This window comes from Kribbella sp. NPDC051952, assembly GCF_040680855.1.
Taxonomy (GTDB): Bacteria; Actinomycetota; Actinomycetes; order Propionibacteriales; family Kribbellaceae; genus Kribbella.
On sequence record NZ_JBFAXQ010000012.1, the window covers coordinates 155326 to 177059 of the forward strand.

General features: G+C 67.7%; 26 protein-coding genes. 14 read left to right on the forward strand and 12 right to left on the reverse strand.

Annotated elements, in window-relative coordinates; all coding sequences use genetic code 11:
- Position 1: 1 nt before the first annotated feature.
- Complete coding sequence (locus tag AB0L70_RS22885) at positions 2-241, reverse strand: MoaD/ThiS family protein (RefSeq protein ID WP_363687232.1); 240 nt, start codon at positions 239-241, stop codon at positions 2-4.
- A gap of 163 nt (positions 242-404) precedes the next feature.
- Between AB0L70_RS22885 and AB0L70_RS22890 the strand changes: the two genes are divergently transcribed.
- Positions 405-1115, forward strand: coding sequence for a response regulator transcription factor (locus AB0L70_RS22890; RefSeq protein WP_363687234.1), 711 nt, complete (start codon positions 405-407; stop codon positions 1113-1115).
- 157 nt (positions 1116-1272) lie between these two features.
- Complete coding sequence (locus AB0L70_RS22895; protein WP_363687431.1) at positions 1273-2646, forward strand: hypothetical protein; 1374 nt, start codon at positions 1273-1275, stop codon at positions 2644-2646.
- Here AB0L70_RS22895 and AB0L70_RS22900 read toward each other — a convergent pair.
- The 4 genes from AB0L70_RS22900 to arfB are packed head-to-tail and all read right to left on the reverse strand — an operon-like array spanning position 2600 to position 4842.
- Positions 2600-3193: a hypothetical protein gene (locus AB0L70_RS22900; RefSeq protein ID WP_363687236.1), complete on the reverse strand. Its 594-nt coding sequence runs from the start codon at positions 3191-3193 to the stop codon at positions 2600-2602. The genes AB0L70_RS22895 and AB0L70_RS22900 overlap by 47 nt on opposite strands.
- On the reverse strand, positions 3190-3756 hold the full coding sequence (locus AB0L70_RS22905) for a hypothetical protein (RefSeq protein ID WP_363687238.1): 567 nt from the start codon (positions 3754-3756) through the stop codon (positions 3190-3192). The genes AB0L70_RS22900 and AB0L70_RS22905 overlap by 4 nt, the downstream gene beginning before the upstream one ends.
- Complete coding sequence (locus AB0L70_RS22910; protein WP_363687240.1) at positions 3753-4376, reverse strand: hypothetical protein; 624 nt, start codon at positions 4374-4376, stop codon at positions 3753-3755. Before AB0L70_RS22910 ends, AB0L70_RS22905 begins: the two co-directional genes overlap by 4 nt.
- Positions 4377-4407: 31 nt before the next feature.
- On the reverse strand, positions 4408-4842 hold the full coding sequence (arfB, locus tag AB0L70_RS22915) for an alternative ribosome rescue aminoacyl-tRNA hydrolase ArfB (protein WP_363687242.1): 435 nt from the start codon (positions 4840-4842) through the stop codon (positions 4408-4410).
- Between the two features lie 64 nt (positions 4843-4906).
- Between arfB and AB0L70_RS22920 the strand changes: the two genes are divergently transcribed.
- From AB0L70_RS22920 to AB0L70_RS22945, 6 genes are all read left to right on the forward strand, one after another.
- Positions 4907-5335: a thioredoxin family protein gene (locus AB0L70_RS22920; RefSeq protein ID WP_363687244.1), complete on the forward strand. Its 429-nt coding sequence runs from the start codon at positions 4907-4909 to the stop codon at positions 5333-5335.
- Positions 5336-5396: 61 nt separating this feature from the next.
- Complete coding sequence (locus tag AB0L70_RS22925; RefSeq protein WP_363687246.1) at positions 5397-6254, forward strand: RDD family protein; 858 nt, start codon at positions 5397-5399, stop codon at positions 6252-6254.
- 272 nt (positions 6255-6526) lie between these two features.
- Positions 6527-6985: a DUF4395 domain-containing protein gene (locus AB0L70_RS22930; protein ID WP_363687248.1), complete on the forward strand. Its 459-nt coding sequence runs from the start codon at positions 6527-6529 to the stop codon at positions 6983-6985.
- 12 nt (positions 6986-6997) lie between these two features.
- Positions 6998-7846 carry a sulfurtransferase gene (locus tag AB0L70_RS22935; protein WP_363687250.1) on the forward strand — a complete coding sequence of 283 codons (849 nt, stop codon included), beginning with the start codon at positions 6998-7000 and terminating at the stop codon, positions 7844-7846.
- Between the two features lie 3 nt (positions 7847-7849).
- Positions 7850-8146, forward strand: a complete 297-nt coding sequence (locus AB0L70_RS22940) for a DUF1416 domain-containing protein (protein ID WP_131294190.1) — start codon at positions 7850-7852, stop codon at positions 8144-8146.
- A 301-nt stretch (positions 8147-8447) separates the two neighbouring features.
- Positions 8448-9674 (forward strand): choice-of-anchor P family protein, encoded by a 1227-nt coding sequence (locus AB0L70_RS22945; protein ID WP_363687253.1) that lies wholly within the window; start codon positions 8448-8450, stop codon positions 9672-9674.
- A gap of 211 nt (positions 9675-9885) precedes the next feature.
- Here AB0L70_RS22945 and dtd read toward each other — a convergent pair whose 3' ends face one another.
- On the reverse strand, positions 9886-10311 hold the full coding sequence (gene dtd / locus AB0L70_RS22950; RefSeq protein ID WP_363687255.1) for a D-aminoacyl-tRNA deacylase: 426 nt from the start codon (positions 10309-10311) through the stop codon (positions 9886-9888).
- 93 nt (positions 10312-10404) lie between these two features.
- Between dtd and AB0L70_RS22955 the strand changes: the two genes are divergently transcribed.
- Positions 10405-11235: a 3-keto-5-aminohexanoate cleavage protein gene (locus tag AB0L70_RS22955; RefSeq protein ID WP_363687257.1), complete on the forward strand. Its 831-nt coding sequence runs from the start codon at positions 10405-10407 to the stop codon at positions 11233-11235.
- On the opposite strand, the gene AB0L70_RS22960 is transcribed toward AB0L70_RS22955, so the two are convergent.
- Together AB0L70_RS22960 and AB0L70_RS22965 are read right to left on the reverse strand one after the other, a co-directional pair.
- Positions 11172-11627, reverse strand: coding sequence for a hypothetical protein (locus AB0L70_RS22960; protein WP_363687259.1), 456 nt, complete (start codon positions 11625-11627; stop codon positions 11172-11174). The genes AB0L70_RS22955 and AB0L70_RS22960 overlap by 64 nt on opposite strands.
- The gene (locus AB0L70_RS22965; protein ID WP_363687261.1) at positions 11624-12802 is read right to left on the reverse strand and encodes a molybdopterin-dependent oxidoreductase; all 1179 of its coding nucleotides are present in this window, start codon (positions 12800-12802) and stop codon (positions 11624-11626) included. Before AB0L70_RS22965 ends, AB0L70_RS22960 begins: the two co-directional genes overlap by 4 nt.
- A gap of 163 nt (positions 12803-12965) precedes the next feature.
- Between AB0L70_RS22965 and AB0L70_RS22970 the strand changes: the two genes are divergently transcribed.
- Together AB0L70_RS22970 and AB0L70_RS22975 are read left to right on the forward strand one after the other, a co-directional pair.
- Complete coding sequence (locus AB0L70_RS22970) at positions 12966-13523, forward strand: hypothetical protein (RefSeq protein ID WP_363687263.1); 558 nt, start codon at positions 12966-12968, stop codon at positions 13521-13523.
- The gene (locus AB0L70_RS22975) at positions 13523-15193 is read left to right on the forward strand and encodes a hypothetical protein (RefSeq protein ID WP_363687265.1); all 1671 of its coding nucleotides are present in this window, start codon (positions 13523-13525) and stop codon (positions 15191-15193) included. The genes AB0L70_RS22970 and AB0L70_RS22975 overlap by 1 nt, the downstream gene beginning before the upstream one ends.
- Positions 15194-15210: 17 nt before the next feature.
- On the opposite strand, the gene AB0L70_RS22980 is transcribed toward AB0L70_RS22975, so the two are convergent.
- A complete protein-coding gene (locus AB0L70_RS22980; protein ID WP_363687267.1) occupies positions 15211-15573 on the reverse strand; it encodes a DsrE family protein in 363 nt (120 codons plus the stop codon).
- 166 nt (positions 15574-15739) lie between these two features.
- Between AB0L70_RS22980 and AB0L70_RS22985 the strand changes: the two genes are divergently transcribed.
- Positions 15740-16234: an FABP family protein gene (locus AB0L70_RS22985; protein ID WP_363687269.1), complete on the forward strand. Its 495-nt coding sequence runs from the start codon at positions 15740-15742 to the stop codon at positions 16232-16234.
- Here AB0L70_RS22985 and AB0L70_RS22990 read toward each other — a convergent pair.
- Positions 16231-16908 carry a response regulator gene (locus tag AB0L70_RS22990; RefSeq protein ID WP_363687271.1) on the reverse strand — a complete coding sequence of 226 codons (678 nt, stop codon included), beginning with the start codon at positions 16906-16908 and terminating at the stop codon, positions 16231-16233. The two genes, AB0L70_RS22985 and AB0L70_RS22990, sit on opposite strands and share 4 nt — an antisense overlap.
- Entirely contained in the window at positions 16901-18157 is a 1257-nt protein-coding gene (locus AB0L70_RS22995) for an ATP-binding protein (protein WP_363687273.1), read from the reverse strand. The genes AB0L70_RS22990 and AB0L70_RS22995 overlap by 8 nt, the downstream gene beginning before the upstream one ends.
- A gap of 122 nt (positions 18158-18279) precedes the next feature.
- Between AB0L70_RS22995 and AB0L70_RS23000 the strand changes: the two genes are divergently transcribed.
- On the forward strand, positions 18280-19662 hold the full coding sequence (locus AB0L70_RS23000) for a cation:dicarboxylase symporter family transporter (protein WP_363687275.1): 1383 nt from the start codon (positions 18280-18282) through the stop codon (positions 19660-19662).
- A 59-nt stretch (positions 19663-19721) separates the two neighbouring features.
- Here AB0L70_RS23000 and AB0L70_RS23005 read toward each other — a convergent pair whose 3' ends face one another.
- A complete protein-coding gene (locus AB0L70_RS23005; protein WP_363687277.1) occupies positions 19722-20543 on the reverse strand; it encodes an LLM class flavin-dependent oxidoreductase in 822 nt (273 codons plus the stop codon).
- A 131-nt stretch (positions 20544-20674) separates the two neighbouring features.
- Between AB0L70_RS23005 and AB0L70_RS23010 the strand changes: the two genes are divergently transcribed.
- The gene (locus AB0L70_RS23010) at positions 20675-21697 is read left to right on the forward strand and encodes a glycine cleavage T C-terminal barrel domain-containing protein (RefSeq protein ID WP_363687279.1); all 1023 of its coding nucleotides are present in this window, start codon (positions 20675-20677) and stop codon (positions 21695-21697) included.
- Positions 21698-21734 lie beyond the last annotated feature (37 nt).

The following is a 21734-nucleotide window of genomic DNA, read 5'->3' on the forward strand; positions in this document are numbered from 1 at the left end:
ATCAGCCGCCGGCGAACGGGGGTAGGGCGTCGACCTGGGCGCCGGAGTGGAGCACTGTCGCGGGGTCCGCGCGCTCGCCGTTCAGCAGGAATGTGCAGATCGAGAGGACCCGGGCCAGCTCCGGCCGGTCGGCCGAGACGACGCCCACCAGCTCGCGGATCGAGGTCGCTTCGGCGGTCGCGCTGGACTGTCCGGCGGCCGAGCGCGCGGCGGCGAAGTACCTGATCGTCACTTCCGGCATGTGGTCGGAGGCCTCACTAATCGGTTAAGTCTTCCGCTATTATGTCAGCTTGCTGTTGCTATCCAGTGTCTCTCGGGCCCCCGGCAATGACGCCGTCGGGGCCTGACGTGCACAAGGACCGGATCGCTGACCAGGGGTCCGATGATCAGCATAAGGAGACAGCGTGAGCACGTTGCTTCTGCTGACGAATGCGCTGCAGGCCTCCACCGAGGTGCTGCCGTCGCTCGCCCTGCTGCCGCACCAGATCCGGATCCTGCCCGCCGAGGTCGCTGCTCTGGTCGACGCTCCTGATGCGGACGCTGTCCTCCTGGACGCCCGTCGTGACCTGGTCGCGGTGCGTGGCGTGTCCCGCCTGATCCGTACGACGGGGATCGACGTACCGCTGATCCTGGTCGTCACCGAGGGTGGTCTGACCGCGGTGAACGCCGACTGGGGTGCGGACGACGTACTGCTCGACACGGCTGGGCCGGCGGAGATCGAGGCGCGGCTGCGGTTGGTCATCGGCCGGCTTGCCGCGGTGCGGAACGAGGAGCCCGACTCCTCGCTGATCCGCAGTGGTGATGTCGTGATCGATGAGGCGTCGTACACGGCGAAGCTCAATGGGCGGGCGCTCGATCTGACCTACAAGGAGTTCGAGCTGTTCAAGTTCCTCGCGCAGCATCCGGGGCGGGTGTTCACCCGGGAGCAGTTGCTGCAGGAGGTGTGGGGGTACGACTACTTCGGTGGGACCCGGACGGTCGATGTGCACGTACGACGATTGCGCGCGAAGCTCGGTCCCGAGCACGAGTCCCTGATCGGCACAGTCCGCAACGTCGGCTACCGCTTCGTCATCCCCCCAACCCCAACCCGAGAACCCGCAGAAGCAAAAGCCTGATTCACCCGAACAACAACCGCTGAGCCCCCGGCCCAGCGGTTGTTTCGCGTGCACCGCCTACAAAGACGAGCTGTGGTTGCGGGGTGGGAGGTGGGTGGGGGTAGGGGTTGGTTTGGGTGGGGACGGACCGGGGGCGGGGTAGATTCGCGGGGTGGGGATGGAATCGGGGACGTTGCTCACTACGGTGGGGCGTGCGGGGGGATTGTTCGGGCGGGCCTGGCCGCGGTTGTTGGCGGTGTTCTTGGTTGCGCAGTTGGCGCATCGGGGGCTGCAGTGGGTAGCGGTGCAGGCGGGGGCCAAGGCTGAGGCGGCCGGGATCGCCGTACTGGCGCTGCTCGTGGTGGTTTCGCTGGCTATGTACGTGACGATGTTCCTGGTCCTCAGAGGCGAGCTCCCGTTCCACCGGCGCGCAGTCACCGAAGGCATGCTCGCCCCGGGCGGCATGGAGCCCGGTAAGGAACACCGCCCGCTGGACGCGCTCGCCGCCGCGCTGCTGCCGTTCCTGGCGTTCTACGCCGCCTACAAGTTCCTCCAGAACGAGGCCCTCGACTACGAGTACCAACTAGCCGTCCACAAGGTGAACGACACCGCGGCGACGATCCTGACCGGCGGCACGGTGCCGCAACAGTCCGGGGGACTGCAGTCACTCTCCACCTGGTTGTTCATCGGCCTCGGCGTCACGGCGTACCTGCTCCGGCTCGCCTTCAAGAAGTGGAAGAAGGACAAAGAAGGCCCGGTCCGCAAGCTCTTCGTCACCTACCTGGAAGCCCTGTGGATCTTCGTGGTCGCGTACCAGGCGACCTCGTTCGTCCCGTCGCCGAAGACCTGGCTGAAGGAACGGCAGGTGTGGCTGTGGCTGAACGACGGCTACGTCTGGGTGCTCGACCACGTGCTCGGCGTGAACCAGGTCCGGGAGATCTGGGACACAGTCACCGGATTCGTTGCCGCCGGCATCGGTGATCTCTGGAGTGCCGCCGTCCTGCCGCTGATGTGGATCACGATGACCGCGGTCATCTACGGCCGCGCCGTCCAGAAACTCGAGAAGCCACGCTGGCGGTTCGACCGGATCACCCGCCGCTGGGAGCAGACGCCCCGGATCGTCCGCGCGGCCGGGAACTCGGTGGTCTCGGACTGGAAGGACCGCTGGACGCCGGTGGTGGACGCGTTCCGACTGGTGGTCCGGTCCGGGCTGCGGCCGATGCTCGGCTATTTCCTGGCCTGGGCGGTCGTCACGTTCGCCGCCAGCGGGGTGTGGATCGCGCTCAAGCTGTGGGTCCTCGGCCCGCACTCGCTGCAGTTCTGGCTGGTCGTCGACGAGCCGCTGGACCTGCTCACCGACGGCCTCAAGATCATGCTCCAGGTGAGCCTGCTCGCCGCCGCGTACGACCGGATGGTCGGCGGCCTGGCCGGGTACCTCACCCCGACGACCCGCGCGCTGCACGAGCAGCCGGCCGGCGACCAGGGCATCACCGACCTGAGCGCCGCTACCTCGGGAATGCCAGATACGCAGGGAGCTTCGTCGCCCACGTGATCGTCGGCTGCACGGTCGATGCGACCGACGACGGTACGACGAAGATTGCGACGGTCTCGAACGGCTTCCCGGCGACCGGCTTCAGGAAGTACTGCGCCGTAGCGCCCCGCCACGACGAGAGCTTGTCGTCGTACCCGCCGGTGCAGCCGGTCGGCCGGTCCTGGTAGTCGTCGGCCACCACGGTCTCGTTCCACGTACGCCCATTCGGTGCGCGGAGGTGGATCGCGCACCCGCCCAGGGCCTCGAGCGCAGACAGCTTGTCGACCTGCAGCCGGAAGTACACCCGGATCCGCGTGGTCCCCTTGGGCAGTGGGTCAGCCGGCCCGGTCGGGTTCACCTCGACGCTCGCCGCATACCAAGTGGCTCCCGCGTACGACGTCTCGCCCGCGGCCACGACCACCGGATCACGCGGCTCAGCGTCGTACCAGGACTTGTAGTCGCTGCGCGTCGTCCACCACCCGGCCAACGGGATCGCGATGACCAGGACCGCGAACGCCGCCGCGTTCTTCCCGAACCATCCCCGCCGAGCCCGCCGAGCGCCGGTCATGAGTCACTCGCCGGAGTCAGGGCCACTACGTCCTGGACGTCAGGACGACCAGATCCGAGCGGAACGGTGGCCTGCGGTTCGAGATCGTTAAGGACCGCCTTCTCCATCACCTGCACGATTGCCCCCGGCAACTTGTCCGCCGGCATCTCGACCACGAAGGACCCGTGCACAGGGATACCGGGCGAGAGCTGGATCCCGGTCAGGTCGATCTGGTCGAGACCGTTGCGGTTGGCACCCAGGTACGTCGTGCCGTCCGCGGCCCGGATCTGGACACTCGCCAGATGGATCGGCTCCCGCGTCGCGCTCACCACAGCGTCGAGTACGACGAAGTCCGTCAGGCTGTCCCGATCCGGCGTCGACTCCGGAATCCGCAGCTTCTTGCCGACCCGAACGCCCTCGATGGTCAGATCGAACCGCGGTGTCTGCACCGCGCGACCGACAATCCCCTTCACCGCAACGGGTTCCTGGATGTCCTTCTGGGTCGGGGTGAGCCGGTAGAGCCCCACGATCGCGACCAGGACGGCCAGTGTCAGCGCGATGTTCAGCAGCTTGCGCCTGGTCACTTCGTGTTGTCCTTGACCTTGACCGTGCTCTCGGCGACGAGCTTGTCCGGCAGCCACTTCTCGTGGTGGTCCAGCAGCGACTCGTCCTGGTGCTCGTAGCCCTGCACGGTCAGCTTGACCTCGGTCGGCAGGTCAGTGGCCTTCGGCAACTTCCACACGTACGCGACGTCCTCGCCCGCGTCCGGTGTCAGCACCGGGCTCATCGTCTGGTCGCGCAGGTTCGTGGTGCCCAGGGGAGCGTCGTCGTCCTTGATCCCCGGTACGCCGATCAACCGGATCAGGTCCGCCGGTGGCGTCGTACCGGTGTCATCGGTCACCTTCAGCTTCGTCACGACCGCGATCAGCGCGCCGCCGGCATCCGGGGTGAACAAAGGCTTGAGGTCCTTCACCGTGATCACTCGCTGGACCGTGACCTCGAACTGTCCGGCGTCGATCGCCGTCCCCGCGTCGACGTGTGCCGTCCCGCCGTCAGCCTTCTTCAACCCGCCGAACGCGGCCGAGATCGCCAGCAGCACCGCCGCGGCGCTGATGACCCACGTGCGAACGGATCGTCCCCGGACGGTGATGTGCTGCAACTCCGGAAGTTCCTCCGGAGCCTCCCCACTCCCCGTTTCCTGCACGCCGGTCAGCGTAACCAGCCAGAGGGCCGTCTCAGTCGTCCGGGCGACCGCGGAGCCGCTTCGTCTGGCCCCTGCGCTTCTTGCTGTCGAGCCGGCGTCGGACCGAGGCCTTGCTCGGCTTGGTCGGCCGGCGCGGCCTGGGTGGCGGGGCGATCGCCTCCCGCAGCAGTACGGCCAGCCGCTCCCGGGCCGCCTCCCGATTGCGCCACTGCGACTTGTACTCCGAGGCCGCGATCGTCACGACGCCGTCGACGAGCCTGGACTGCAGCCGATCGAGCGCCCGGGACTTCAGTACGTCGCTCAACGCCGTCGTACCCGCGACATCGAAACTCAGCTCGACCCGGCTGTCCGTGGTGTTGACGGACTGCCCGCCCGGCCCGCTGGACCGCGAGAACCGCCAGGTCAGCTCCGCCTCGGGGACCACTACGCCCGTCCGGACCGTCAATCCGCTCTCCACGGGACCCATTCTCCCGTCCGAGGACTGAAACACGCAGTTGAATAGTCAACTCCCGGTCGTACTGTGGATAACTGTGAGCTTGGGCATCTGGGTCCTGATCGGCGCGGTAGTCGCCGGTGTGGTGCTCAGTGCGCTCAAAGCGTGGGTCGACGGGCGATTCCGGGGGAAGGTCGAGAACGTGGAGCGGGTGTCGGCGGCCGAGGTCGGTGCGGAGCTCGGAGAGCGGGCCACCTTGCTGCAGTTCTCGTCGGCGTTCTGCGCCCCCTGCCGTGCCACTCGGCGGACGCTGGCCGAGGTCGAGGGCATGGTTGACGGCGTACGGCATGTGGAGCTCGATGCGGAGTCGCATCTGGAGCTGGTCCGGCGCCTCGACATTCTGCGGACGCCGACGACGCTGGTGCTCGACAGCACCGGTGCGATCGTGAAGCGGGCCAGCGGTGCGCCGCGCAAGCCCGATGTGATCGCCGCTCTCGCCACTGCGATCGAGCGCCAGCCCAACTGACACGCGTCCGGTACGTGCCACCGGATGGCGAATGCACCGGTGCGTAAGCGAGACTCTCCCAGTGAGCTTTCCAGCTGGTTGGTACGACGACCCCCAGGACCGGACCCAGCAGCGCTACTGGGACGGGAGCACCTGGACGGATCAGCGCCGCCCCCAGCAGGGCCCACCGCCGCACCAGGGCCAGTTCGGCCAGACCGCGCAGCACGGTCAGGTGTACGGCGGTGGCCGGGCCGGACCGACGCAGTACGGCCAATACACCGGCCAGCCGCAGCAGCAGGCTCCCTACCAGCAGCAGCCAAGCCAGCAGGGCTACCCGCCGCACGGGCAGCAGGGGTACCCCCCGCAGGGGTACGGCTATCCCGGCCAGAAGGTGCACACCACCCCGGACGGCCAGCCGCTGTCGGGCTGGTGGCGCCGGGTCTGGGCCCGCGTGCTCGACTCGATCATCGTGGGCATCATCGGCCTGCCGCTCACCGGCTACTTCTACTACCAGTACTTCCAGGTGATCTGGGACTACATGCGGGACACGATGGACCGCGCGAGTGCCGGTGAGCAGCCGCCGAGCACGTTCGAGCTGCCGTCCGAGGCCTACAAGTGGATGATCCCGGCCATCCTGCTCGGGATGCTGGTGTCGTTCGTGTACGAGTACCTCTTCCTGACCAAGAAGGGCGCGACCCTGGGGAAGATGGCGCTCGGGATCAAGGTCCGGCTGCGGGACGTGCCGGGCAACCCGCCCGGGTCGGCGGTGGCCAAGCGGTACGGCTTCGAGATCGCGCTCGGCCTGCTGGGGTCGATCCCACTGGTCGGGACGCTCTTCGGCTTCCTTGCTCTGATCAACTACCTCTGGCCGCTCTGGGACGACAAGAAGCAGGCCCTGCACGACAAGGTGGCCGGCACGAACGTGGTCCGGGTCTCCTAACTGTCCGCAATCTGATCAGTTGTCTCAGTAAATGGGACCACGGCTGGCAGCGGGGCCGGGTTTCCGTACTCTCGATGCGTGGCTTACACGACGTGGCTGACCAAGCGCAGGGCAGTGGACAACTGCCGGATGCGCTCGTCGCTGTGTCGACGCCGCTGACCAGGCGGCGTCCCGAGCGCTGCGAAACCGGTCGCTGAGCACGGTTTCGCGTACGTCGTCTCCCCGCAGACCCGGGCGGGTCCGGCTCGAACTCCTCTCCTCCGGGAGTCGTCATGTCCGAACAACAGACGGCGAAGAAGGTCGATCCGCGCGGACTTCGATTCGCCGCCGCGGTTACCACGGTCGTCCTGGCGTTGACGCTCGTACTGAACAATCCCTGGCCGCTCGCGGTGCAAGCCGTGGTGTTCGCGATCTCGGTCGCGTTCGGCGTCCAGGCATCGCCGTACGGGCAGTTGTTCAAGCGGCTGATCCGGCCCCGGCTGGGTCCGCCCAAGGAGCTCGAGGACGCGGCCCCACCGCGGTTCGCGCAGCTGGTCGGCCTGGTCTTCGCAGTCATCGGCCTGATCGGGTACCTGGCCGACGCGACCGTCCTGGGCGTGGTCGCCACCGGATTCGCCCTGGTCGCGGCATTCGTGAACGCGGCCGTCGGGCTCTGCCTCGGTTGCGAGGCCTATCTGCTGATCCACCGCATCCGTACGCCATCGCGTGACACCCACGCAGCTACCAACTGAGAGGCAGCACACATGAGCAGGGAATCCGCGCTCGTCTCGGCCGACTGGGTCGAGGAGCACAAGAACGACGCCGGTGTCGTCCTGATCGAGGTCGACGAAGACGTCTCGGCGTACGACGCCGGCCACATCGCCGGTGCGATCAAGCTGGACTGGAAGGACGACCTGCAGGACGCGGTCCGGCGCGACTTCGTCAACCAGGAGCAGTTCAGTGCGCTGCTGTCCGAGCGTGGCGTGAAGAACGACGACACGGTCGTGCTGTACGGCGGCAACAACAACTGGTTCGCGGCGTACGCGTACTGGTACTTCAAGCTCTACGGCCACGGTGACGTCCGCCTGCTCGACGGCGGCCGCAAGCGCTGGGAGCTGGACAGCCGCGAGCTCACCGACGAGGTGGTCAAGCGCGAGGCGACCGAGTACCAGGCGAAGGAGCCGAACCTGGAGATCCGCGCCTTCCGCGACGAGGTCAACGAGGCCATCGGCGTGAAGAACCTGGTCGACGTACGCAGCCCCGACGAGTACGCCGGCCGGCTGCTCGCCCCGGCCCACCTCCCGCAGGAGCAGGCGCAGCGTGCGGGTCACATCCCGACCGCCGTCAGCATCCCGTGGAGCAAGGCGGCCAACGACGACGGCACCTTCCGCGCCGACGACGAACTGAAGACGCTGTACGCCGACGCCGGCGTGGACTTCGGCAAGGACACCATCGCGTACTGCCGGATCGGCGAGCGCTCGGCGCACAGCTGGTTCGTGCTGCACGAGATCCTCGGCCAGGCGAACGTGAAGAACTACGACGGATCGTGGACCGAGTGGGGTTCGCTGGTCGGCGTACCCGTTGCCCTCGGCGACGAGCCCGGGAAGGCCTGAACCATGTGCGGAGCCAAGCAGGGCGGCCTCGACCTCAAGGGTGTCGACGTCGACAAGGAAGCCGTGATCCAGGGCCAGGTGCTGCGCGGCGAGGAGCCGGTCGGCGGCGCGTACGTGCGGCTGCTGGACTCGACCGGTGAGTTCACCGCCGAGGTGCCGACGTCGGCGACCGGGCACTTCCGGTTCTTCGCGGCGCCGGGCAGCTGGACGCTGCGCACGCTGGCGCCGAAGGCCGACCCGGTCGACCGTCAGGTCGTTGCCCAGTACGGCGAAGTTGCCGAAGTGGCCGTCACCGTCTGACTCGTCGTTCGTTACTGATGGTGTCGTCCCTACCCGGGGCGGCCCACCCTGAAGCAAGACCCCAGGGGCCCGGACCTTGCGCGTCCGGGCCCTTTGGCATGCCCGGAATCGCTGACCGGGCAGGGTTTTCGGGTCATCGCATCCGAGTTACGGGTGTACGCCGGAATCCCGGGGATCGAGCAACAATGTAACGGTTCTGTCTCGGAGTGCATTCTTCTCGTTACCTACCGCAACCGCCTGAGTTGTGTCTGTGTCCTGACCCGCGACGCGGGTCACGTCATCACTCAGGGAGGAGGGGTCAATGCGACCCCGCATCGGATACAAGAAGCTCGCTGCCGTCGGAGTTGCGGCGGTTGTCGGCGTGGCTTCTACGATCGCGCTGACTTCGGGTTCTGCGTCCGCCTCGCCGGTCTTCGGCTACAGCGGTTACTCGTACGGAACCGACGTTGAGACGGGCCTGGCGAACAGCGGCCCGCAGGTCATGAGCAAGTTCGGCTGCACCACGGACTCGACCAAGGCCGACAAGAACGACGTCGCAACCGCGAACGTGAACAACCAGGCGATCGCCCGCACCGTGCGGACCGACACGCATGCGTTCAACAACAAGAGCGGCACCGGCGTCACCAGCAACGCGTCCGCCGTCGACATCAAGGTCGGCAACCTGCTCACGCTGACCGGTGTGAAGACCACCACCACGGCGAAGTACTACAAGGGCAAGCTGTCCTACACCGGCAACACCACGTTCGCCGGCGTCAAGATCGGCGCCATCTCGGTGCCGTCGCTGATCAAGCCGAAGTGGAACACCAAGGTCGCCGTTCCGGGCCTCGGCTACATCGTGCTGAACCGTGTCGGTGGCGTGAAGACCAGCTCCGGCATCTACTCGTACGCGCAGGCGGTCGTGATTCACGCCAACGTGAAGAACGCCTACATTCCCGAGGGCGTCGACGTCGCGGTGCTGAAGACCCGCGCGGAGATCTCCAAGCCGGCCACCGCGCTGGTGATCGGTGACGCGTACGGCACCAAGGCCAACGCCGACAAGCTGGTCGTCTCCGGCCCGACGTCGCTTCAGACCACCTGCCAGGGTACTGAGGGCAAGACGGTCCGGGTTGCGGTCGGCGAGGTGAACATCCCGAAGGTCGCGTACGTCGGCGGTGTCTACACCACCAAGAACGGCGCCATCGGCGCGAACAAGTCCTACATCAACTTCACCTCGCACGTCGCGGGCGTGAAGGTGGGCAACCTGTCCATCGGCGCCATCGAGTCCTCCGCTTCCGCGTGGAAGACCAAGGACGGCAAGGGCGGCGTGAGCTCGTCCTCGAGCATCGCCTCGATCAAGGTCGGCAACAAGACCTACCCGGTCGCGGTCGGCGAGAACAAGACGCTCGAGATCCCGGGCATCGCCCGTCTGACCTTCAACCAGGTCCTGCGGCAGAAGCGCTACATCTCGGTGAACGCGCTCGTGATCGACGTCTACAGCCTGAACACCAAGGTCATCGTCGGCCACTCGGCCGCCGGCGTCGTCAGCTGACACCAGCAACACCCCTCTGAGTCGAACCTCACCGACCCAGATCTGAAACACCCCAGCCCCCGGATCCCAAGCGGATCCGGGGGCTGGTTCTTGTTGGGGGTGGACGTGCCGCACTCAGTAAGTGCCCGGCGGCTGCCGTCCAGGGCGCAGTCCAGGCGGGTGGCGGGCCTGCTGAGCCGGCTTGGTGAGTGCGGGAGGTCCGCACCCCCGGTCAGGCGTCGAGGATCAGGGTGACTGGGCCGTCGTTGGTGAGGGTGACGTTCATGTGGGCGCCGAAGATGCCTCGGGCGACCTTGGCGCCTTGGGATTCCAGGGCGGTGCAGAAAGAGTTGTAGAGGGGTTCGGAGATGGGGGCGGGGGCGGCGGCGTTCCAGGAGGGGCGGCGGCCTTTGCGGGTGTCGGCGTACAGGGTGAACTGGCTGATCGCGAGGATCGGGGCCTGTTCGTCGGCGGCGGAGCGTTCGTCGTGGAGGATGCGCAGGGTCCAGATCTTCGCGGCGAGGGCGGCGGCCTTCTCGGGGGTGTCGTCGTGGGTCACGCCGAGGAGGACGAGCAGGCCGGGACCGTCGATCGCACCGACCACCTCGCCCTCGACGGTGACCGATGCCTGGCTGACTCGCTGTACGACGGCTCTCATGGTGACATCCTGCCGCGCCGGAGATCGTCCGGTGATCGGACCCGGCGACCGGCAAATATCTCGTCCGGGACCATGATCTGGCAGGATTCGTCCATGGCGTCGACTCTGATCACTGTTGCCCCCACCGGTGCCGAGACCGCGAAGGCGGACTGTCCGGCGCTGCCGACCACGCTCGAGGAGCTGGTCGAGACCGCGAAGCGCTGCGAGGCCGCGGGGGCCGCGATGATCCACATCCACATCCGCGACGGCGAGCACCAGCCGACGCTCGACCTCGGTCGCCTGACCGACACGGTCGCCGCGATCCGGTCCAACACCGCGCTGATCGTGCAGCTGTCCACCGGCGGCGCCGTGACCGACCCGTACGACCACCGCCTCCGCGTCCTCGACGCCGCCCCCGACTCCTGCTCACTCACGATGGGCACGGTCAACTTCGGCGACGACGTCTTCATGAACCCGTGGCCGTTCGTCACTCAGCTCTACCAGCTCACGCAGGAGCGCGAGATCGTGCCGGAGTTCGAGCTGTTCGACCTCGGCCACGTGGCGGCGCTGCACCGCCTGCTCGACAAGTTCGGCCTCCCGTACGGCGGACGCGTCCACTGTGACCTGGTCATGGGCGTCCCCGGCGGCATGCCCGGTACGGCGGACGCCCTCGTCGCAGCCGTCAACGCCCTGCCCGACGCCGTGACCTCGTGGTCCGCAACAGGCATCGGGCGTACGGCGCTCCCGGTCGCGCTGGCCGCACTCTCCAAGGGCGGAAATCTGCGCGTCGGGATGGAGGACACGCTCACCCTCGCGAAGGGTCACCCGGTCACCCACAACGCCGAACTGGTCGAGCGCGCCGCCACCCTCGCGACGCTGGTTCAGCGCCCGCCGATGTCCCCGGACGAGGCCCGCGACCTCCTGAACGTGAAACGCGACCGCTGAACGAAGAACACCACCGCACCGACCACGACGATCGTTGCCTCAAGCAATAACCAGTCGTGGAGGTAGTCCCGCGGCAGGACGGTCGGGTTGACCCCCTTGCCCTGCCGCAGGAGCAGCGGGATCGCGATCAGCGTGGTGAGACCGACGTACAACAAGGTCGTCCGTACGGCGCCGACCGTCCGGTGCCGGTCGGGACCGATCGACCAGCGCGTGACCAGCCACCCGATGCTGACCGTCAGCGGGACGAGGAAGAAGTCGTCCGCCAGCACCGCACCACCGAGCCAGATCGGCAACCGGATCAACGCCGGCACCTCCAGGGCGTCGACCAGCAGCCACAATCCCCAGAGTCCGAGGCCTACGCCGACCGCGCCGAGGGCAATCCGTGCCTTCACGAGATGACCTCCAGCCGATGGACCCATTTGGTCTGCAGTACGCCGGGCCGGTTGGGCGCGATGATGCGGGCCGGGAAGCCGTGGTCGAGGGCCAGTTCGTCGCCGTTCAGCCGCAGAGCCAGCAGCGTGAGCGGATCATGGGCGAACTCCGGCGGAAGCTCACTCGTGGCGTAGAAACCACCCTTCTCCATCGAGACGACCCGCACGCTGGAGTCCTTCGTCGCACCACAGAGCCGCAGCAGGTCGCGGATCCGGACGCCTTCCCACCGAGCGCCCTGACTCCACCCCTCGACGCAGGCGATCGGCAGTTCGGAGCGGCTCTGCGGAAGTTGCCGCAGCTCGTCCAGTGAGTACGACAGTTGCTGTGGGCCCTTGATCGTGAAGCGCCAGTCCGCGTCTATCCCGGTGACGCCGGCGTCTTTCGCCGTACGGTTGATCGGCAGGCCTTGCGGGCCGACGTTCGGCTTCCGCGGCGCGAGGACGGCGACCGGGCCGAGTGCGGGCACCGACTGGCCGACCGACGTGATCCCGACCAGGGTCGCGGCGCCGGCCACCGTCCTGAACAGGCCGCGCCGGGTGAGTCCAGTGATTGCCGGCGGCAATGAGCCGGCGGCCTGCGAGCGGTCGGACGGCGTACGTCGCCAGTGGGCCAGGATCAGCGGGAGTTTGACCGCGAGGTGGACGCACAGTGCGCCGATGATGATCCAGGCCAGCGCGTAGTGGGTCTGCTTGAACGGGAACGGCCACGGATACCACTGCACGGTGTTGAGGAACCCGGTGAACAGCTCGAGCGCCATCGCCGAGACGAGCACGAGGATCGAGAGCCGCTCGAGGATGGTGGCGAGCGCCTCCCGGCTCGGCGGCCACGGTGGCTTGGCGAACAGCTTGGGATAGACCGTCCACAATTTTGCCAGCAGCAACGGTACGGCGATCGTGCCGCTGAGCACGTGCAGCCCCTGAGTCACGCGGTACAGCGAAGCCGGCCGGCTCGGGATGACCAGCCAGCCCGGGGTGGCCTGCTGGAGGTGGCTGAACAGGCCGGTCAGGAAGCAGATCACCACTGCGAGAGCGAGCCAGCGTCCGATCACCGTCGCGACCCGCGGATGGTGCAGCGGCGACCGGAACGACTTCTCGGTCGGCGGCGGCGGGACCCGCTGTGCAATCGAACGCAGCATGTTTCCACTACAACCCAGCTGGCGCCGTTGGTACGCCGTTCACCGGTTACTGCTCGCGAACGGCGTACCGGAGGGATCCGTTATCCACAGGCGCGCGTCATTCCAGCGGTGGTGGAACCGGTGGGGGATTAGGCTGGGCGGACTGAGGAGAGGAGCGTGCCGGGTGAAAACGCAGGAGCGGTCGTCCGACGATGACGAGCGCGCGATGGCGGACCTGGCCGACGTCTCCGACTGGACCTCGATCTGGGGACCGCCGGCGACCGGGCTGGAAGCGATCCGGGCGCTGGTGTCCCGGGTCACGACCGTGACCGGATGGCAGCCGTGGGCGCCCGGCAACATCGATCCCAGCCGCTATACCTGGGGCCTCGTCACCCCGCGCGAGACCGTGATGCTGGTGCTGCCGGACGCCGTGCTGCCGGAGAGCCCGCGCAGTGGGTGGTCGGCGTACGAGATCGCGCCGTCCGAGGTGGCCCAGGCTGAAGAGGGCCTGGACGAGCACTGGCCGGAGCAGTTGCAGCTGGCCCGGAAGTTCTGGGGTGCGCCGGTCTTCGTCGGTCCGGGCTCGGATCCGCGGGTTCCGCTGGAATGGCGCGGGCGCCGGCGTCACCTGGCTGTCTGGCTACGGCCGGGCGCCGAGTATCACCTGTATGCGACTCAACCCGGGCCGGAGATCGAACAGGCCGGCTTCGGGTATTCCGTCTATGCGAGCGAGGTGGCTTGATGGCACTCGAAGACGAGTTGCTGGAAGAGCTGTTCAGCAAAGCACGTTGGCTGATCAACGTGTCGCGACGTCTGATGCAGCGTGGCGCGAGGAACGGCAATGCGGCGGTCAGTAACGCGCAGCTCGTCCGCCGGATGCTCGAGGAGTTCAACAACATCCAGCAGGCAGACCCGGAGCTCGACCGACGGATGCGGGAGGCGGAGCCGGATCCACGTGAGCGGTCCGCCCAGATCGAGCGCGCCGCTCAGCAGCGGATCGAACAGCTGCGTCAGGAAGTCGCGGACCGGCAGGCGGAGAACGCCCGCCTCCGGGACGAGCTCGGCGTGGACCCCAACGATGTCAATCACAACAACCGCGACGACTCGATCGAGGAACGTGATCGGGTCGCCGCCGAGAACGCAGACGCGCACGATCTGGACAACGACGGCCAGGACGACGCGGTCGAGGCTCGCGAACGGCAGGCTGAGGCCGAGCTCCAGGCGGAGGCGAATCGCAAGCAGAAGGAGCGCGAGGATGCCCAGCGCGCCGAGCAGCAGGGGCAAGGCGTCGGTCCGGAGGTGGCGGCCGCAGCCGGGACCGCAATTGTCGCCGATGAGGTAGCCGACGAGATCGCCGAAGACCAGCAGGCTGACGCCCTTCGCGACCAGGAGACGGCTGCTGAGGCGGATGCGCTGGGTCAGGATCCGGCGGCTGCTGAGGTGGACGCGCGGGGTGAGGACTTCCAGCAGGAGTCCGCAATGAACGAGAACGGCGTCATCGAGCCTGTTGGCGCTGAGGCTCCGCGTGATCCGGCGCTGGATTCGCCGGCCGCCGAAGCCGATGCGCTTGGTGGGGACGTCCAGCAGGAGTCGCCGGTCGCCGAAGCGGGTGCCGCCGAGCCTGAGCAGGACTTCCAGCAAGAGTCCGCCATGAACGAGAACGGCGTCATCGAGCCTGTTGGCGCGGAGGCTCCGCGTGATCCGGCGCTGGATTCACCGGCCGCTGAGGCGGATGCACCCGGTGCAGACCTCCAGCAGGATTCACCGGCGGCTGAGGTGGATGGACCCGGTGGAGACCTTCAGCAGGAGTCGGCGGCGGCTGAGGCCGATGCGTTGGGTCAGGACCCGGCGGAGGCGGACTCCCAGGATCTGGACTCGCCGGAGGCGGATTCCGCGGATCTGGACTCGCCGGCTGCTGAAGCTGACGCGCAGGGGCAGGACCTGCCGGCTGTTGGGGCGGACTTGCAGGGGCAGGAGTTCGAGCAGGGCGCGACGATGACCGACGGCGTGATTCAGCCGGACGGCCCGGAAGCGCCGCGCGAGGAGCCGGCTGCTGAGGCGGCCGGGAGTCGGGATGGTCAACTGCAGGCCGTGACGGTGGGTCCGCCGGCGGAGGATTCGGCGATTGCCGAGGCGAGGAGCGCGCAGGCCAACGGCCAGCAAGGTCAGAACCGGACCAGCGGGCAGCCCAAGGAGATCTCGCCCGAGGCCGCGGAGCACCTGCAGCACCAAGTCGGCGCCGGAGTTGAACCGATGAACTCGGTCCGGGCGCCGGAGCCCGCAGGAGTGGGCAGCGGCGGCGCCGCACAGGACGGGTCGCGCACCCACCTGCAACGCCAGCAACAGCAGCAGACGCCGGGTGGCAGGGGTGGCCAGGAAAGCGGCGGCCCCGGGATGAGCCGGGAGAAGTAGCCGGGGCGCCCAGGCGGTCAGTACACGATCGCCTGGGCGTTGTCGGCCAGGATCTCCTCGGTGAACGCAGGCGCGCCCGCGATGCGGGTGCCAGGCAGGATGTCGGCCTCGGCCAGGTCGCGGCGCTTGGCGCACTGCGTGCAGACCGTCAGCTGACCACCCTCCAGGATCGCGCCCACGAGGTCTGCAAGCGGCGCCGCATGCGGCAGTTCGAAGGCCTCGGCCCGACCGGGTACGGCGAACCACACTGCCTCACCGGTCAGCCAGAGGGAGACCGAAGCACCCGCGGCGACCGCGGTGGCGGCGACGGTGAAAGCCTGGTTGGCGCGCTCGGGTTCGTCGGCGCCTGCGGTCAGTTTGATCACCAGCGTGCGGGACATCACGCCACGGTAGCCGAAACCCCTGCGACCGTCCTCTAGACTGACGAGCGTGCTGCACGTCATCTTCACCACGCTGCTGGTCCTGGTCTGTGTGTTCATGGGCTGGTTCTCGGCGTTCGTCGTCTACCGGCTGTACCGCGGCCGCAGTGCGAGCTGAGTGATCGAGATGGCGTTCGAGATCCCGCAGGACCTGCACCCCGACCTGATGCCGCTCGCGTGGCTGCTCGGTCGTTGGGAGGGCCGCGGTCACGGGGACTACCCGACGATCGAGAAGTTCGAGTTCGGTCAGCAGATCGACTTCAGCCACAACGGCAAGCCGTACCTGCACTACGTCAGCCAGACCTTCGTGGTCGGCGAGGACGGCACGAAGGAGCGCCCGCTCGCGGTCGAGACCGGCTTCTGGCGCCCGCGGCCCGACAACAAGGTCGAGGTCATCCTCGCCCACCCGACCGGCTTCGCCGAGATCTGGTACGGCGAGATCGACGGCGCGAAGATCGAGCTCCAGACCGACGTGGTCGCCCGCACCGTCAGCGCCAAGGAAGTCACCGCCGGCCACCGCCTCTACGGCCTCGTCAACGGCGAGCTCCTCTGGGCCTACGACATGGCCGCCGAGGGCCAGCCGCTCCAGCCCCACCTGTGGGCAACGCTCGTGCGGGCCTAACTCTCCGCAACCCAGGAGTACTCGACTTTCGGGCGGCCGCTGCGGCCGTCGTAGCGCTGGGTGCGTAGGGCTTGGCCTTGGTCGGCCAGATGTTCCAGGTAACGGCGCGCTGTGATCCGCGATGTGCCCAACGACGTAGCGACCTCTTCGGCCGTCCAGCCCTCGCGGTCGCCGAGGAGTTGTACGACGCGGTCGAGGACGGATCCGGCCAATCCCTTGGGCACCGACGAGACGGTTGCCGGATGCAACAATCGATCGACCTCGTCCTGATCCGCAACGACCTCACCCAACGAGGCTGCCCGCCGTTGCCGTGCGTACGCCGTCAATCGGTCCCGCAACGTCTCGAACGCGAAGGGTTTCAGGACATACTGGACAACCCCAATCCGCGCCGCTGCCTGCACCGCCGCGACCTCCCGGGCCGACGTCACCGCGACCACATCAGTCTGGTTGCCCAAGGCCCGCATCCGTCGCACCACATCAAGCCCGTGCCCATCCGGCAGATGCATATCCAGCAGTACGACGTCCACCTCCCCGCGGGCGAGCACCTGCAACGCGCGAGCCGCCGTACCCGCCACACCGAGACACGTGAAGCCTGGCAAACGTTCGACGTACGTGCGATGCGCCTCCGCGGCGACTGGGTCGTCCTCGACGACGAGCACGCGCAGATCAGGCACTGGCGCTCACCGCTCGCGGCAGCCGGACCCGGACGGTCAACGCCGGTACGTCGTCCAGCTCGGAATCCGGATCGACCATCAACGTCCCTTGCCACCGCTCAACCGTGCTCCGCACGAGCACGAGCCCAAGTCCATGCCCCGGCTCAGCCTTCGTACTCCAGCCGCGGTCGAACATGTGCGCCAACTCAGCCGCTCCCAGCTCAGCACCCGTGTTCGTCACGATCAGATCAATCGCATCCGGCGTAGTAGCAGCCCGCAGCTCAACCCGCCGGGGTGCCGATCCGCCCCGCGCCGCCTCGATCGCATTGTCGAGCAGGTTGCCGACAACCGTCACGACGTCCTGCGCCGAAAGCCTTGTATTCAAGGCCTCCTGGCCAAGCTCCAGTGTCAGCACGACGCCCCGCTCCTGCGCCTGCGAAAGCTTTGCCAACAGCAACGATGCGAGTACTGGATCCCCGACCGTCCCGACCACTCGATCGGTCATCGCCTGCGCGAACTGCAACTCCGACACCGCGAACTCCCGCGCCCGCTCCGGCCGACCGATCTCGATCAGACTCACAACCGTGTGCAGGCGATTGGACGCCTCATGGTTCTGCGCCTGCAGCGACTCGGCCAGACTACGTACGGCGTCCAGTTCGCCAAGCAACCGCTGCAGCTGGGTGTGGTCCCGCAGCGTCACGATCCACCCGGACCGCGCCGGCTGCTGGTTCACGACCACAACCCCCTGCGCGCCGAGATGCAGTTCGTCGTACGCCGTTCTCCCTGCCTGCAACAACTCCGCAAGCGTCGACCCGAGGTGCAGCTCGTCGATCGGTGTCCCGGGGACCACCTCACGCAGACCGAGCAACTGCAGTGCCTCGTCGTTCGCGAGCTGCACGCGGCCGTCCGCGTCCAACAGGATCAGGCCTTCCCGCGCGGCGTGCAGGACACCTTCGTAGAAGTCGAGCATCCGGGCCAACGACTGGGTACCCATCCCGCGGGTGGCCTGCCGGACCCGCCAGGAGACGAGCGCGTTACCGGCGATCGCGACGCCGAGCATCAGGCTGGCGATGCCGAGCATCGAGCGGAGGTCGAGCCGGATCAGCTCCCACCACCCAGGCACCGGAAGTCCGGTGGCAGCGGCGTCCCGCTCGGCCTGGGCCCGGGACCGGCTGACCAGAGTGGTACAGACCATCAGGATCAGCACCGAGACCGTGATCGTCTGCAGCCAGAGGACCTGGCGGCGCAGCTCCCATGGCCGGTGCGTCATGCGCACAGTCTGCACCGAGAACGATATGAACGAAATGCGCACTTCTCCTGTGCGTCACGTCACAGTTACCCAAGGCCCACCCCCGAACGGAGCCGCCCGCCCGGCTGACAGGGAGTCCCACCATGTCGAGCACAACCGAACCCCGACCGACCCCGGTCCGCAACGACCGGACCCACTTCCTCTACATCGCCGTCATCGTCGCCGTACTGCTCGGCATCGGTGTCGGGTTCCTGTTCCCGGACTTCGCGGTCGAGCTGAAACCGCTCGGTACCGGGTTCGTGAACCTGATCAAGATGCTGATCAGCCCGATCATCTTCTGCACCCTGGTGCTCGGCATCGGCTCGGTCCGCCAAGCCGCCAGTGTCGGCAAGGTCGGCGGTCTGGCGCTCGTCTACTTCCTGGTGATGTCGACGGTCGCCCTCGCGATCGGCCTGGTGGTCGGCAACCTGGTCCAGCCCGGCGCGGGCCTGAACCTGACCGACAAGCTCCGCGACGCCGGCCAGAAGCAGGCCGAGGGTGCGCACGAGAGTACGACGGACTTCATCCTCGGCATCATCCCGAAGTCGCTGCTGTCCTCGCTGACCGAGGGTGAGGTGTTGCAGACCGTCCTGGTCGCGCTGCTGGTCGGGTTCGCCTTGCAGGCGATGGGTTCGAAGGGTCAGCCGGTCCTGGTCGGCATCGGTCACATCCAGCGGCTGGTCTTCAAGATCCTGTCGATGGTGATGTGGGTGGCGCCGGTCGGTGCGTTCGGTGCGATCGCCACCGTGGTCGGAGCGACCGGCTGGGACGCGCTGGTCAGCCTCGGCAAGATCATGCTCGCCTTCTACATCACCTGCCTGATCTTCGTGATAGTTGTCCTCGGCACCATTCTTCGCGTGGTCACCGGGATGTCGATCTTCCAGCTGCTGCGCTATCTCGGCCGGGAGTTCCTGCTGATCGTGTCCAGCTCGTCGTCGGAGACCGCCCTGCCCCGGCTGATCGGGAAGATGGAACACCTCGGCGTCGGCAAGTCCGTGGTCGGTATCACCGTCCCGACCGGCTACTCGTTCAATCTGGACGGGACGGCTATCTACCTGACCATGGCGTCACTGTTCATCGCCGAGGCGATGGATCAGCCGTTCTCGATCGGTCAGCAGATCTCCCTGCTGCTGTTCATGATCGTGGCCTCGAAGGGCGCCGCCGGGGTCACCGGCGCGGGCCTGGCCACGCTGGCCGGTGGTCTCCAGTCGCACCGACCGGACCTGGTCGACGGCGTCGGCCTGATCGTCGGCATCGACCGGTTCATGTCCGAGGCCCGGGCGCTGACGAACTTCGCCGGTAACGCGGTTGCCACCGTCCTGGTCGGTCACTGGGTCGGCGAGTTCAACAAGGAACAGGCCGATCAGGTCTTCGCCGGTGAGGATCCCTTTGACGAGGCCGCCTTCGCCGCGGGCGACACCCACGCCGGCGACGTACCAGAAGCAGGCGTGCCACAGGCAGTCGAGAGCCGCCCGTCCGACCACTGAGCCACCTTCCCGCCCTCCAAGCACTGCCCGCCGAGCCACAGCCGGCGGGCAGTGCCGTGTTATTTCCCGTTCAGCATCTCCACGACCGGTGCGAGGTCTTCGAGGAAGAGGGCGTTGACGCTGATGTAGGAGACGCCGAAGTCGTCGCGGCGGCGTTGGAGTTCGTCGGCCATCTCCTGCGTGGTGCCGCGGAGCAGCATCAGGGAGTCGCTCGCCTCGAGCTCCTCGGGCGTCACTCCGGCCGCGCGCTGGGTGAACGGCGGCAGTTCGCGCGTCCCAGCCGCGAACAGGTTCATCGCCAACTCGATGTCGTCCGCCCGCGATCCAGCCAGCTCGCGCAGGTCCTTGACCAGCTGAGCGATCTCGGCGCGCGGCGTCATCGCGTCCTTGGCCAGCGACACGATGTCGGCCCGGGCCGCAGCCAGTGCCAGCGCCCGCGGTCCACCCGCCGCCAACATGATCGGCGTACGACGCTCTCCGTCGAGCTTCACCAGGTGATCCAACGTCTCACGCACCTGGTCACGCCGTTCCTTGGCAGTCCCGAAGTGCAGCCCGATCTCGTTCACCTGCTCCTCCACCGCGGGCCGCCCAGTGCCGAGACCGAACTCGAACCGGCCATCAGTCAGCAAAGTCAGCGTGTGCGCCTCCCACGCCGTCGCCCGCGGGGTCCGCAGCGGAGCCGCCGCCACGAACGTGCCGACCCGGATGTCCGCGACCGCGGCGGCCATCGCCAGTGAGGGGAACGGCGACGGCAACTGGAGCCCGTCGGGCATCAGTACGGTCGAGTACCCGAGGTCCGCCGCCTGGCGGACAGTCTTGATCCACGCCTCGCCGCTCGCCGGGCTGCCCACCACGCCGAACCGGAATCGCTTGTCGCTCATCGCCTGTACCCCTTCCTTCCGCTATGAGAAGCGTCTGGTTTGTGATGGCTCCAGCGTCGCCGTGGAAGGGGTGTGTCCACATCCCACACCGGGAGGCGTTCGCTGTACGCCACTCGACGTACTCTGGTGACATGTCACGGATGCGTAGCCCCTTGCTGGACCGGCCCGGTGCGGTCGAGGCCGCCGGACGCGATGAGCTGTCTAATGAGGTCGGACTCGACGCCGGCGTCGCCGCCCACTACGGGTCGGATCTGCGCGAGCAACGGGCCCTGGTCGCGGGTAAGGCGTTCGTCGACCTGTCGCACCGCGACGTCGTCACGATCACCGGCCCCGACCGGCTGACCTGGCTGCATGCGATCACCTCGCAGTACTTCGAGGGCCTCAAGCCGGGCACGTCCACGACCGCGCTGCTGCTGTCACCGACCGGGCACATCGAGCACGTGATGTACGGCATCGACGACGGCGTGACGTTCTGGCTGCACACCGAGCCGGGCGCGGCGGCGGCGCTGGTCGAGTGGCTGCAGAAGATGGTGTTCATGTCGCGGGTCGAGATCGCGGAGGTGACGGACGAGTACGCGATCGTCTGGCGGCCGGGCGCTGCCTCGACCGACGAGCATCTGACTCGCAGCGGTGCTGATTCGCTCGGTGGGCATGAGGTTTTCCTGCCGCGCGCGGAGCTGGCTGGGCTGGAAGGTGCCGCCGCTGGGATCTGGGCGTATGAGGCGCTGCGGATCGAGGCGGGAGCGCCGCGGTTCGGTCTGGACACGGACGAGCGGGCGATCCCGAACGAGGTGGGCTGGCTGGGCGTCGGCGTACATCTGGACAAGGGTTGCTACCGCGGGCAGGAGACGGTCGCGCGGGTGCACAACCTCGGCCGTCCGCCGCGGCGGCTGGTGCGGCTGCTTCTGGACGGTTCGGTGGATCACCTGCCGGCGCACGGGTACGCCGTACGCCTGGGGGAGAAGCAGGTCGGGTTCATCGGGTCGGCGGCGCGGCATCACGAGCTCGGTCCGATCGCGTTGGCGCTGGTGAAGCGGAACGTGGATGCGGACGCCGGCCTCGAGGTCGTGGCCGAGGATCAGCCCACGGTGACTGCGACGCAGGAGCTGCTGGTCGACCCTGAGGTGGGGCTGCACGTGCGCTCGCGGCTGTGAGCCGGATCATTGGTAACACTGCTTTTTGCACCTGTAC

Coding starts and splice junctions, on each gene's coding strand:
- AB0L70_RS22885 (WP_363687232.1), bottom strand. CDS start 241: ATGCCGGAAGTGACGATCAGGTACTTCGCCGCCGCGCGCTCGGCCGCC.
- AB0L70_RS22895 (WP_363687431.1), top strand. CDS start 1,273: ATGGAATCGGGGACGTTGCTCACTACGGTGGGGCGTGCGGGGGGATTG.
- AB0L70_RS22900 (WP_363687236.1), bottom strand. CDS start 3,193: ATGACCGGCGCTCGGCGGGCTCGGCGGGGATGGTTCGGGAAGAACGCG.
- arfB (WP_363687242.1), bottom strand. CDS start 4,842: ATGGGTCCCGTGGAGAGCGGATTGACGGTCCGGACGGGCGTAGTGGTC.
- AB0L70_RS22930 (WP_363687248.1), top strand. CDS start 6,527: ATGTCCGAACAACAGACGGCGAAGAAGGTCGATCCGCGCGGACTTCGA.
- AB0L70_RS22935 (WP_363687250.1), top strand. CDS start 6,998: ATGAGCAGGGAATCCGCGCTCGTCTCGGCCGACTGGGTCGAGGAGCAC.
- AB0L70_RS22940 (WP_131294190.1), top strand. CDS start 7,850: ATGTGCGGAGCCAAGCAGGGCGGCCTCGACCTCAAGGGTGTCGACGTC.
- AB0L70_RS22945 (WP_363687253.1), top strand. CDS start 8,448: ATGCGACCCCGCATCGGATACAAGAAGCTCGCTGCCGTCGGAGTTGCG.
- dtd (WP_363687255.1), bottom strand. CDS start 10,311: ATGAGAGCCGTCGTACAGCGAGTCAGCCAGGCATCGGTCACCGTCGAG.
- AB0L70_RS22955 (WP_363687257.1), top strand. CDS start 10,405: ATGGCGTCGACTCTGATCACTGTTGCCCCCACCGGTGCCGAGACCGCG.
- AB0L70_RS22965 (WP_363687261.1), bottom strand. CDS start 12,802: ATGCTGCGTTCGATTGCACAGCGGGTCCCGCCGCCGCCGACCGAGAAG.
- AB0L70_RS22975 (WP_363687265.1), top strand. CDS start 13,523: ATGGCACTCGAAGACGAGTTGCTGGAAGAGCTGTTCAGCAAAGCACGT.
- AB0L70_RS22980 (WP_363687267.1), bottom strand. CDS start 15,573: ATGTCCCGCACGCTGGTGATCAAACTGACCGCAGGCGCCGACGAACCC.
- AB0L70_RS22985 (WP_363687269.1), top strand. CDS start 15,740: ATGGCGTTCGAGATCCCGCAGGACCTGCACCCCGACCTGATGCCGCTC.
- AB0L70_RS22995 (WP_363687273.1), bottom strand. CDS start 18,157: ATGACGCACCGGCCATGGGAGCTGCGCCGCCAGGTCCTCTGGCTGCAG.
- AB0L70_RS23000 (WP_363687275.1), top strand. CDS start 18,280: ATGTCGAGCACAACCGAACCCCGACCGACCCCGGTCCGCAACGACCGG.
- AB0L70_RS23005 (WP_363687277.1), bottom strand. CDS start 20,543: ATGAGCGACAAGCGATTCCGGTTCGGCGTGGTGGGCAGCCCGGCGAGC.
- AB0L70_RS23010 (WP_363687279.1), top strand. CDS start 20,675: ATGTCACGGATGCGTAGCCCCTTGCTGGACCGGCCCGGTGCGGTCGAG.